The sequence below is a fragment of the Sanguibacteroides sp. AM78-02pH3A genome (assembly GCF_027666085.1).
Taxonomy (GTDB): Bacteria; Bacteroidota; Bacteroidia; order Bacteroidales; family Marinifilaceae; genus Gabonibacter; species Gabonibacter massiliensis.
Genome location: NZ_JAQEHX010000013.1, coordinates 36,417 through 48,993, shown reverse-complemented (window position 1 = coordinate 48,993; position 12,577 = coordinate 36,417). Strand labels below are relative to the sequence as shown.

The 12,577-nt window shown below is 40.1% G+C and carries 9 protein-coding genes; 4 read left to right on the top strand and 5 right to left on the bottom strand.

The features are described from left to right. The first annotated feature begins 61 nt into the window (after positions 1-61). Entirely contained in the window at positions 62-970 is a 909-nt protein-coding gene (locus tag PGR74_RS13350; RefSeq protein ID WP_005807145.1) for an IS1595-like element ISBbi1 family transposase, read from the top strand. Here PGR74_RS13350 and PGR74_RS13345 read toward each other — a convergent pair. Then, positions 941-3,790: a sensor histidine kinase gene (locus PGR74_RS13345; protein WP_270517312.1), complete on the bottom strand. Its 2,850-nt coding sequence runs from the start codon at positions 3,788-3,790 to the stop codon at positions 941-943. The genes PGR74_RS13350 and PGR74_RS13345 overlap by 30 nt on opposite strands. A gap of 366 nt (positions 3,791-4,156) precedes the next feature. Here PGR74_RS13345 and kbl point away from each other — a divergent pair, with 366 nt between their 5' ends. Beyond that, positions 4,157-5,347, top strand: a complete 1,191-nt coding sequence (kbl, locus tag PGR74_RS13340; protein ID WP_110688776.1) for a glycine C-acetyltransferase — start codon at positions 4,157-4,159, stop codon at positions 5,345-5,347. Between the two features lie 78 nt (positions 5,348-5,425). Here kbl and PGR74_RS13335 read toward each other — a convergent pair whose 3' ends face one another. The 4 genes from PGR74_RS13335 to PGR74_RS13320 form a co-directional block, all read right to left on the bottom strand. Beyond that, positions 5,426-5,887: a hypothetical protein gene (locus PGR74_RS13335; protein WP_041505035.1), complete on the bottom strand. Its 462-nt coding sequence runs from the start codon at positions 5,885-5,887 to the stop codon at positions 5,426-5,428. A gap of 42 nt (positions 5,888-5,929) precedes the next feature. Next, the gene (locus PGR74_RS13330) at positions 5,930-7,525 is read right to left on the bottom strand and encodes a hypothetical protein (protein WP_270517311.1); all 1,596 of its coding nucleotides are present in this window, start codon (positions 7,523-7,525) and stop codon (positions 5,930-5,932) included. Then, on the bottom strand, positions 7,456-9,165 hold the full coding sequence (locus PGR74_RS13325) for a hypothetical protein (protein ID WP_270517310.1): 1,710 nt from the start codon (positions 9,163-9,165) through the stop codon (positions 7,456-7,458). Before PGR74_RS13325 ends, PGR74_RS13330 begins: the two co-directional genes overlap by 70 nt. 229 nt (positions 9,166-9,394) lie before the next feature. Continuing rightward, complete coding sequence (locus tag PGR74_RS13320; RefSeq protein ID WP_052649378.1) at positions 9,395-10,060, bottom strand: hypothetical protein; 666 nt, start codon at positions 10,058-10,060, stop codon at positions 9,395-9,397. Positions 10,061-10,703: 643 nt separating this feature from the next. On the opposite strand from PGR74_RS13320, the gene PGR74_RS13315 reads away from it, so the two are divergent. Both PGR74_RS13315 and PGR74_RS13310 read left to right on the top strand, forming a co-directional pair. Then, on the top strand, positions 10,704-11,492 hold the full coding sequence (locus PGR74_RS13315; RefSeq protein WP_041505033.1) for a hypothetical protein: 789 nt from the start codon (positions 10,704-10,706) through the stop codon (positions 11,490-11,492). A 118-nt stretch (positions 11,493-11,610) separates the two neighbouring features. After that, complete coding sequence (locus PGR74_RS13310) at positions 11,611-12,339, top strand: CPBP family intramembrane glutamic endopeptidase (protein WP_041502668.1); 729 nt, start codon at positions 11,611-11,613, stop codon at positions 12,337-12,339. Positions 12,340-12,577: the final 238 nt, after the last annotated feature.

Genomic DNA, 12,577 nt, shown 5'->3' with positions numbered 1-12,577 from the left:
TCTGATTCTCCGCAAACACACCTAATATTTTTAGTATATTAGCGCTCAAAAAGCAGGGATTATGAACATATTCAGTTTTACGGCTCATTTCGGTTCGGAGGAAGATTGTCGTTTGCATTTCAAGGAGCAGCGTGATAAGGAAGGGGTTGTCTGCAAGCGATGCGGGGGCACTTCCCATTATTGGTTACAGGGTAAATGGAGTTATGAATGCAAAGGTTGCCGTTTCCGCACCTCGTTGCGCAGCGGTACGATCATGGAGAGCTCCAAGCTGCCGTTTCTGGTGTGGTACAAAACGATGTTCCTGATGAGTTGCACAAAAAAGGGATTCTCCACCAACGAACTCCAGAAGCAATTAGGATTGAAGCGTTACGAACCGGTATGGGCGATGGTACACAAACTCCGCAGGGCGATGGGCAACCGGGATGCAAGGTATACACTGGAAGGGATGATAGAACTGGATGAGGGTTACTTTTCGGTGGCCAGTAAGGAAATCGAGCGAGGCAAGGGTACACGTGGCCGGGGAGCCGAGGGAAAGCAGAACGTTGCGGTGATGGCCGAAAGCACCCCGTTGGAAGATATCGAAACGGGCAAAAAGGAGAAGCATGTGCGTTATTTCAAGGCCAGGGTACTGGATAGCCATCAAAGTGAAGGAATCAACGGCGTGGTCAGGGACTGCATGGAGGATGATGCCATCGTATTTTCGGACAAAAGCACTTCTTACGTTGACATCTCCGATCTGGTGGAATTGCACGTCACCGAGAAATCAGACGCCAAAACCACCAAGGAAACACTCAAATGGGTGCATATCGCAATCAGTAATGCAAAACGGACATTGCTGGGCAACTACCATAAAATCAAAAGGAAATACTTACAGTTGTATCTCAACGAGTTTATTTACAAATTAAACAGACGGTATTTTGGAGACAAACTCTTTGACAGACTAGTAATTGCGAATATAACAGGTGCATAAACGGATAATCAGATAATCTTTCTTCAACAATGCCTTTAACAATAGATAATTACTATCCGTATCTTCGGCTATTAAAATATGCTTCTTATCCTCATTCGCTATCACAGGCCAATCTTCCGGCTCGTTAGAGACCTCAAAGACAAAATGTCCCTTATCCTCATCCAGATAAAGAGGTATGCGAAAATAAAAAGTGGTACCTTTTCCCAATTCAGACTCGACGCGAATATCACCACCTAACAAATCCATAATAGCCTTACAAATAGGCAAACCCAGTCCTGCCCCCGGCTTGAACTCATCCACTTTATAAAACCTATCGAAAATACGCGGCAAACTCTTTTCCGGAATCCCTTCTCCCGTATCAGCAACTGAAAACTCCAACCATTCCCGATCTTCCGAGAGCCGTGTTCCTAAAGTAATCTTTCCTTGTGAGGTAAATTTCTTGGCATTATTAATAATATTCGTAAAGACCTGCGTAAGTTTCACGCTATCCGTTTTTACCCGTAAACCTGTTGGAATCTCCTCTTTTACCAAAACAATTCGTTCAGGCATCAAAAGCCGATGAGTTTCAAAAACCGAATTAAGCAACTCATTTACGTCACACTCTTCCACCTGACATCCGACCGAATTGGATTCGATACGAGAAAGATCCAAAATATCATCCAACAAAGACAAAAGCAGTTTACTATTTTTATTGATCGCGGCACAAAATGTTTGCTTTTCTTCATGGGAATAATCCTTTTCACATATTAGATTTGCAAAACCGACAATTCCATTGAGAGGAGTCCGTATTTCATGAGAGATATTTGCCAAAAAAGCGGACTTCAAACGATCGGATTCTTCCGCTTTTTCCATAGCGTGTTTCAACTCTTCTTCTATTCGCTTATGCTGTTCTATATTGATATCCAACCCATATAAATACTTTATTTTCTTCCCTTTACCCACCTCAATGGTTTGAACGACACCCCGGCATTCCCACCAACTGTACTGACCGTTTCCCTTGTAATCCACACGATAAGCCGCCGTAAATTCGCCACTATCCTGTTTTTGTACCCTTTCGAAAAACTCACTAAATCCGGCTCGATCTTCCGGATGAACATAGAGTGCAAATTTCTCCAAGGTATCAAAAGGCTCTTTTTGAGCTCCCGTCTCCCCGAACCCTTCTCCAAATTCAAAAGTCTGTTTATCGATATTAAATACCCACGTATAAAAACGTAATATCCCTATCGAAATCTTCAAGAATCTCTGTTGTTGCAATTCATCCGTCATATCCCTGAAAATCAACACGGCTCCGGCAACACCACGCAAACTATCAAATAAAGGAGATATACTTCCCGTCACATGCTTTACTTCTCCCCGTGTCGAAACCAACAACGCATCCGCATTCAACACCTGTCTCTTCCCCGTTTCCATCACTTTTCGTATAACACGCTGCATATATTTTTCATCCCCATCCACACAAATGTTGCACACCTCATTCAAACGTTTTCCTATTCCATCCTGCCCGTATCCCACATTTTCCAAGGCGATACGATTCATTTCCAACACCTCCATCTCCCGATTCACAACAACAATACCCTCCTCCATCGAAGAGAGCGTATGGGATAAAACCTCTGTTTTTCGCTCCAAATTTTTTGCCATTCCTTTAGCCGCCGCTTCCAGTTTCTGACTCCTGTGGAACATTGTTCGGTAACGTAAATAGAAAAAAAGAAATAACCCTAATAAAATGACAAGAAGAACGATGAAAACAACAAAAAAGAATATGTAATTCCGATAAGTCACAAATAGGGAATCAGGTTCATTCACGATAACGCTTCCTTCCGGCAAAATCGCCCGTTCTACCCGCCTACGCTTTAATTGCAAGTCATCAAACATAAAGACACCCTCTGCCGTATCAACCGGCACATTCCGGACATCCTCCCCCTTCAATATCTTCACGGCTAATTTTCCCGCCCGAGTTCCTTGATCCTCCGCCCGCAACAAATACCCGCCCAAAATACCGTTTCCCCCGGCAAAATCCATCGAAGACAGGATCGGCGCCGGAGCCTCCTTTGAAAAAATAGGATAATAAACTTCCGCAGACCTATACATCCCCTGCCGATCCCGCTGCCAAGTCGAAAGAATAATAAAAGAGAGAGGATCAAAATTTTCCATTTCCCTTATTAAATCATCCACCGTCGCTTCATGTTCTCCCACGTATTCTATCGGGAATACACGCTCATATTTAACCAATTGGCTTTGGGCCATTTTTTTATGCATCCTTCCGGATTCCGTACTGTCCGAAATAACATATACTTTACGAGCTTCCGGAAATAATCTCCGTCCCAGTAAAAAAACTTTCTCGTAATCCAATTTACTAACCACTCCCGTCGCATTTTCCCAGCCCTCTTGTTTTCTGTCATCAGAGACTGCCACCGCACAGAAAACAACCGGAATTTTTTTTATCATCGGAATATCCAATGAAAAAAAGATTTGATTGGCCTCCTTATCCGAGACAATAATCAAATCCTGTCTCCCCCGGATTTCACTCAACGTCTGAAATAAGATTTCGGCCTGTTTATCCTTATCTTTTGTTCTTTTAGAATCCAAATGAATAATTCTCAAATCAACCCTCAACCCGGCATCCTTCAATTGCCGTTTTACCGTCTCAATGATATTTCTCGTCCATATTTGCTCTTCGTGATAAGAGCTGATAAACAAAACTTGCTTCACCGAATCTGCCGTAGGAAATACTCCTGTTTCTGCTTTTACCGAGATAATTCCAATCATCATCCACACGAACAGCATTCCCCATTCTTTCACTAAATAAGCTATTTTCTTCACTTTACAATGAAATTTAACTGAAATTTGAGATAAAGATATAGCTTTTATTTAAAATAATCTCCTTCTTCAAGTATTAATAAAAAATAATTTAAATCTCAAATTTATTATTATCCTTATAAACACTCATCTTTTCCCGTATCAAAGATAAAAATTCATATCATTTCATCTTTTAGTTTTTTTTAAAGAAACAATTCAAAACATCATACTTCTCATGTAAAAGATAATCACTCGTTTATAGCAAGCACACGATAAAAAAACATCTAAGTCCCAGGATTGAAATAAAACACGATTATTTATTTTTAAGTAGATAATAATCAAAAATTAATTACTTTTGGGGTCATTAAAACAAACAAAAAATTTAGCTATATGTACGGAAAATTTCAAGACTTTTTAAAGACTGAAATCCAGTCCATAAAAGATGCCGGTTTATACAAAAGCGAAAGAATTATCGTTACACCGCAAGGTGCAGAAATCAAACTTGCCACAGGTGAGACAGTATTAAATTTTTGCGCAAACAACTATTTGGGGCTCTCGTCTCATCCTGCCGTAATCGAAGGAGCGAAAAAGGCTTTAGACAGTCACGGATACGGAATGTCATCTGTTCGTTTTATCTGTGGGACTCAAGATATTCACAAGGAACTGGAAGCCAAAATCTCCAAATTCTTCGGCACCGAAGACACTATTCTTTACGCGGCTTGTTTCGACGCTAACGGCGGTGTATTCGAACCCTTGTTCGGGCAAGAGGATGCCATTATCTCCGACGAGTTGAACCATGCCTCTATTATTGATGGCGTTCGCCTGTGTAAAGCCGTTCGCTACAGATATAAACACGCCAACATGGCTGATCTGGAAGAACAATTGAAGATCTCGCAAGCACAACGCTACCGCATCATCGTTACCGACGGTGTTTTCTCCATGGATGGAGACATCGCTAAAATGAACGAAATCTGCGATTTAGCTGAAAAATATAACGCTTTGGTTATGGTTGACGACAGCCACGCGGCCGGATTTATCGGCAAAACGGGCCGCGGTTCTGCCGAACACCATCATTGCATGGACCGGGTAGATATTTTCACCGGAACCCTCGGTAAAGCTTTGGGCGGTGCCATGGGAGGATATACCACCGGTAAAAAAGAGATTATCGACATGTTGCGTCAACGTTCCAGACCTTATCTATTCTCCAACTCTTTATCTCCGGCAATCTGCGGTGCCTCTATCGCCGTATTCGATATGCTGAGCAAGAGCACCGAGTTAAGAGACAAAGTGATGGATAACGCGAATTATTTCCGGGCCAAATTAACGGAAGCCGGATTCGACCTGAAACCGTCCGAGTCCGCTATATGCGCTTTGATGCTTTACGATGCCGTTCTTTCTCAGGAATTTGCCGCCGAACTGCAAAAAGAGAACATCTACGTTACCGGTTTCTATTATCCGGTCGTACCGAAAGGACAAGCCCGTATCCGTATCCAACTGTCCGCCGCTCATACGCACGAACAATTGGATCGAGCTTTGGCCGCCTTTATTAAAATCGGTAAAAAACTGAACGTGATTAAATAAGACGTTTGCTATAAAGAAAAATCTCTCTTATCTAAACAGGTAAGAGAGATTTTTTTTATAAAAACAGGCAAAAGAGATTTATATAAATTCCACCTTTCGCTTATCTTCTAATACGGCAATTCCCATTGATTTCATTTTACCCGTAATAAGAATGGCACTTGGAGGTCGCGTTAACCGTATAGTTTCTACAATCAGTTTTGGTACTTCTGCTATATCGTCGAGCACTATCGTAACAACTCCCACATAATTTTCACCATATATCTTAATGCAGACAAAACACACAATCTTACAGGGAGCAAAACTTACTGGAAAATATCCCCTGGCAATTCCATTTTCATCCGTCATCACCAATGCAGTTCTTGTCTCCAGATCCGGCTTTGTCTGTGTTGCAAACGTCACAAGTTCGTATTTAAGAGGCTCTCCATAAGGATCAATTACTTTGATTTTTACAGTAAATCCTTCAACAACTGCAGCTTTACTTTCCATATTCATTCCTAACACACTCATAAGAATGAATATAACAATTGCTATTAATTTCATAATCTGTATTTTAAGTTATACATTTATTTATTACGCCTATTTTTACTTATCGATCGGTAACCACCTCACGGCATCGGCAACGATATACTGGTAGGATTCACCTAATACTTTTTCATTTTGACTTAACGGTGTCCCACCCTTATCGTTTAACACTAATCTACATTCTCCTTTCGGTAAATCATAATACCCCAACGACACCCATCCCGGCTCCTCCTCTCCCGGATAAATGACGATTTTTTGCTCTCTGTTTTTAGTGATTAGCCGATAATGCAATTTCGTCCCTTTCTCAAAAAGTACGAGGCTCGCATCTGTCTTGATCTTCGGCAAATAAGCCTGTATTTCATAACGCCCCGCCTCCGGGATTTCCACCTTCCATTCTACCTCACTATCTCCACCTTCCGCCACCTTGCAACAACAACTACGCACCAACACCCCGTAACAATCAGTACTTGTTAACCACGTCCACTGATCCGCCCCCTGAAATAACATCCCCTCGTATTCCTTATCGCTCTTCTTCCCTCTTCCTAAACGTCTCCGGATCTCTTTTTGCCGAATACGAAACCCGACCTCCTCGTTATCCACGATAATTCCTTCCGGCGGTTGAATAAAAACATTTGAATCGGTATCCCACATTCCTACTCTAACATCCTCAGAATCCAACAAAATATGAGCAAAAGACAGAATATTTGCCCAAGGAATATTTTCACTTAAATTCGTGTTCACTACATAGTTCGTAAAATTGATAGGGGTTCGGATCTCCTTACAACTTCGGGCAGGAATCAGGTAGTCATAGAGAATGCTACTTCTAAAAGTCCTGAAATCGACATCACCGACAACAGTCACGATACCGTCCCGGGAAGAAGGATTATACACCTTACAACTCCCGATCCTTTTCCCCCGCACCATCTCCACTTTCATCCCTTTTACAAACAATCGAGGCAAACCCCGAGTTTCATAATAAGGCCGTATGATAGAATCCAAATTCAGCCGGAAACATTGCTGGAACTCCGTGTCAAACACTCGAAAATCAACAGACTCATTTCTATGCTTTTCCATAAAATCACGGACAAAGTGCTGAAACTCGTTCAGGGGAATCCGGCAATAGATATCCCGGCGGATTTGCTCGAATTGTTTCCTTAATAAGAAAAGCATTTCTTTCATCGGAAGGGTACGATCCGTGAAAACATCGTTCAGATTTCTATGCCTAAAATATTTCGTTGCCTGATAGTTTTCATCTCCGCCCACCATCAGTGTAAACGGTGCAGTAGCATTATCAGCCTGTAAAATACCATCCAACAAATTACCTATCCCGATGTATTTTTCAGACACGATGGTTCCCGGATAAATTTTAAACATGGGAGATAGATTGAAAAAACAATTCATACTTAAATATTCTTTATCCAAAGATACTCCCCAGTTATCTCCATAAAATTTTTGAATTTGTTTCATGGGGAAATAGGGCCCCTTAAAATTTCGTTCCGGGAGGAACAAGATCTCCGGCTGTACCCATTCGTCTGCCTGAAGGCCGACCCGTTTATAAGAACGCAGGGTAAGCGGGACCTCTGCTATCACAAGCTTCCGGTAAGGGAACCCTCCCTGATACGAACGCCCCAAGTTCGGGAAAAACAATTCCAGCATCCCAACCATTCCAGCATCCCAACCATTTCATCCTTCCGGGGATGAAACTCTTTTTGCCAATAATCATGATTTTTAAAATAATAAAGTTCTATGTCTACCTCGTTTAAGCGAATCTCTTTTTTCTGATAGCGTCCCATGCATAAAGACAATTTAGGCAAAGGCCGCTCGTTTTCGAAAACAACTTCTTTTCCCTCCCGCTTCATTACACCTTGCGATAAAACGAACTCTTCCTTTTCCGGCCTGACCCGTAAACAAAAACGGGTATAATCATAATTAAGAGCTAAAGGAGAAGAGACGTTTATCGGGGGAAAAGCCGACGGATACCACAAACATTCCGGCAATAAGAAAGTAAATTCGTCCCCCACGACGGCATAGTCATTTCCTTCCCGCAAAACGGACCGGGTAAGGGTCTCATTCGTCTCGATCCGGGAATCCCGATGCCGCTCGACCGGAATCTCCGGGTAACAAACCGCGTTGTCGATTGACCCTTCATAGGCTATATGCAGGGAAAGCGAATCACCGGCGGCAAGCGTCCGCTCCAAAATAATAACTTGATGATCACGAATAAATTTTACCGGAATTCCGTCGCTTGTCAATACTTCAACCTGCAGGCCAGGATTTAAATAAAGTATCGGTTTACTTATCTCCTTTTTTGACTTGTTCGATAACAACAAATCACCTTTCACCTCTATCCGGTCTCCTGTTCGTTGCAAATACAAATCCTGAGAAATCACATGAGCCAAAGGCTTATTCGCGTATCGATCATAAACCTCCAAGTATAGATTTCGACGTATCTCGTCCCGAATAAGAAATCTCAGGTAACCGCCCCCAAGCAACACCCCCGAAATCAGACAAAATACCCCTCCCCACCGAATCATTTTCTGCATCCTCCCGATTTCCGTTAATCGTTTCATGTTCCGAATCGAAAGAAGCAGCAATCCGACTCCCCATAGGAAATAGATCGACCGATGAAAAACATAAAGCTCGAAATGAGCCATTCCCGTCACATCCGAGAATAGCGTAGTCACCGCACGTCCCCATGGGTCAAACAGACTGTATCCCCCATCATCTCCGACAAAATAAAACAGCACAAAAACAAGCGTCATCCATAAATACAATACGAAATGAAGTCTTACCCGGAGAGAGAGCCAAATGACAAATCCCAACATAAAAATCAGCGTCGGCAAAGTCAAAGTCAGGAAATAGAACAAATAAAATAACGGCTGAAAGTTGTCACCCCTCGCCGCAAGCAAATGGATTCCCAAAGTAATCAAAATACTGATAAGATTCAACAGGAGGCATACGATTGCAATCCCTAACACCTTCCCGGAAAGATAAGTCACATTCGTGAACGGTCGAACGGAAAAAACCTCATTCGCCCGGCACTTTTTATCTCTCCAACAACAATCTATCCCTAACCAGACCACCCAAAAAATCTGCGAAACATTAAATAACCAGGCGTTAACCAAAGGGATGCTACAAGGTATAGCCGCATTCACCCAAGATGCACATTCATTTCCTTGCAAATCCCATTGAAAAACAGCAATACCCGTAATCACGCCAAGAGCCAAAAGCCAACACAATTTTTGACGTAAAATCAATTTACATTCATATAAAGCAATAAGCCAAACTGTAATCATCTTTTCAAAATTTAGGTTCAAGTTCCCCTGAAACGAATAAAAGATCAAACAGGGTGACAGTTAGCTCACAACGTGATTCATTTTTATACTATATTAACACATGATTTTATTATACTAAGCAAGATATTTAAGGCTTCTATCCACATATTACGAATGGAAAGATTTGAGAACAGCAAACAGATAACGATCGTTACTAATGTTCATTTACAAGAATTGCAACGAATATCTTTTATCGTCTCTCTCTGTTTTCCTGTTGATAAAACGTACAGTACCTATTTAAAACACACTCTTCACAAAGGGGATTCTTTTTCCGACAAATCAGAGCGGCATAATCGAGTACAGCCCAATTCAGCTCTTTGCAACGTCGGACCTCTATAATATCATTGGCCAGATCCTGAATCTCTTTATCCAAACGCACATCGATAAACTCTCCCGGTTTAAAATAACGCTTCAACAAACGCGACATATTCACATCCAACAGAGGTTTGCGATACGACAAAACAAATAGCTCGTAGGCATTTGTCACATACAGTCCGATAAAACCGGAATCGGCCAACTGGTTGGTATCTTCCGGCAACTTCCCTTGTTTTCGTTTCAGATCCTGTCCCAACTTATACAACCGCTTTGCCCGGTGACGGTACAATCCCAAAGGCCGCATGATCTCCTCCAACTCTTCCAGAGTCGCATTCGACAAAGCCTCCCAATCCGGATATTTTGAGAAAAAGGTATTGAAATAATTCGCAACGGTTTCTGCTTTCGTTCGCTGTAATAATATCTCGGAGAGTATCTGCTGGTATTTGGTTGCACCCGGCTCCCGCCAGGGAAACGAACGTCGATTCCGATCGAACCACTCCAGCAGCCTTCGCTGCAAATATTGCACCATTACTTCTCTCATCCTTCACTCAATCGATAAATGACCCTATATTTTACAAAACGATTTACAAGACAAAACTAACAAAAAATCTTTTGGATACATGATAATCCGTCAGAGGAGTCGATCAAATATAACTTCCCTAATCTGCCAACTATTTAATCTGCGGATATGTTATATGATAGAAATTACTCTGGTTATTTGCAAATAGTCATCGATAACCTTTATAACTCCTCATAAACAAACCTTTCGATCTTGTAAGCAGATGCAGCAAAATAAGAAAGTAATACTCGAATCATCAAAAAGAGTCCAATTATTCGACAATCATTAAAATATTAGCCGCCTTTATTGCAATATAAAAATATACTGTTATATTTGCATATCACATTGCAATAGTACGGATGTTAACACACACAGATAAAAACAATACCGTATCAACGAATTAAATCATTACCGGAATATCCAACCAAATAATCGATACTGATTGAATGACAATTTTCCAAAAAAGAAAAACGATATTATAATACACAGGAACATTATAAACTTAGGATAAGAATTAATTCATGACGTGATTACAAAATCTTCGTGATTTAACTTATTGCCAATACGAAAAAGCTGATTCAACCAACAAATACAATAATTATTAACCTTCCCCAAATAATTAAATATGAAAAATAAAATGTTTTGTCTGGCTATTATTATCTGTAGCTTATTCGGAGTAAGATGTACTGAAGATCAAAAAATGGACAATCTATATCCAGATTATATTGAAATTAATTTTAATAATTCAAATTATCAAGCTAATCTACAGCTTTTTATTAAAGCAAGCAAGCGCTTTAATGAACATGTTTATAAAGACAAAAATAATGTATACAAAACCTCAATCAACAAAGGTTCCGATATAAGAATCAGTGAAGACCTTTTTAGCCTACTTACTAAATCATTAAAATATCAGGAACAAATAAAAATGTTCAATAATAAAATAAATTCCAGAATAGATAGTATTAACGAAAAATTACCGATAACAAAATCTTATCCCGATCGCAACTACGATGCATGGGTAGCTGGACAATTAAGTTATCTATGGAATAAAATCATCGGTACATGGCAAGGAATTAACGAAGGTATGGTTAACTTTTTTTGCATAACAGTTGGTATAACCGTGGCATCATTGTTTGAGTACTTTTTTTTGCCCATTTTTGGGTTTGGCTCCATAATCTCTCCAGATATTCCATATAGAGGTTACACTATGTATGCCGGCCAATCTTTTCCCACATATTTACCAGACGGACTATACCCTTACAACTCTTTTTTCGGAAACAAACAATATGTTGCAGTAAGAAATGGCGTTGCTACTGTAAAAAATTGTAGATATGGCGAATTCAGCTGGTACAGAAGCGAACACCTCAGTCTTACATATTTCGATCCAAAAGACGGAGAATTACTTTGGTTTTAGTCTGATATTTCTACGCAACTCTCCGATTTTATAACCACGAAAAGAAAATCACATTTCATTTTTTCCACGGGTATAATTTATTATCTATCTATAATTAACAAATAAAAAAAATAAAACCATGAAAACTATCAACGACATTATTCAATTTCTAAAGAAACCCGATTTTGAGCCCATTCAGGACAAATCCCGGAATAAAATAAAGCTATTCTTCGTTATATTTTTATGGTTATTACTGACCGTTTACGTAGTGAATTTGCTGACAGCAATAGCAGAATCCCTTATCTATAGTCATCCCATAATACCCAACACGGCTCTCTATCAGATTTATCCGGATAACGGATTATATCTATTCCAAATGATCCTATTGGGTCCTATCATAGAAGAATTTAGTTGCCGCTATGCGCTCGGTCGATTTAATCTCACTAAAATCAAAATCTCGTTAAGCCTGATCATCTCGTTTTATATCTCTTATTTTCTATACGTGTATAAATTCAGAGAGCTCTGTGATTCAAATTATATCTGGCATGTCCTTTCTTTATACGGTTCAATTCTTTCAGTTGCGACTATCCTTTTTTTTACAATGAGTCTATTAAACAAACAACTCGCCTTATTTGAAAGTAAATGGAATAAGTATTATACCGTCATTTTTTATTTATCGGCAATTCTTTTTGCTATTTACCACTTCAATATGCCAACCAGGTTTTTGTTTGCCTTTTTTGCTGTAGCTTTACTATTCGGATATACAAGAACCCGCTTGGGATTCGGTTATGCCATCGCTCTACACATGTTATGGAATACGTTAACCGCACTCGGCTTCTTGGCATATAGCACTTGGGGACGGGGTTAAAGTGCTAAATTCAGCATTTCAATAATGAAAAAAGCCCTCAAAGAGGCTATACACGAGAAGTCGATAAAACATTCAAATACCATTGCCCACTTCTCAACATAGTATTTTCAAATTACTAACAATCAACCCTGTTATTTTCTACTTCCACAATACAAATCTCCAAAATATTTTAACAAAAATCGATTCTCATGTTTATAAATTTACTAACTTTAACGCCGATGAGAAGAGAGAATAGCAG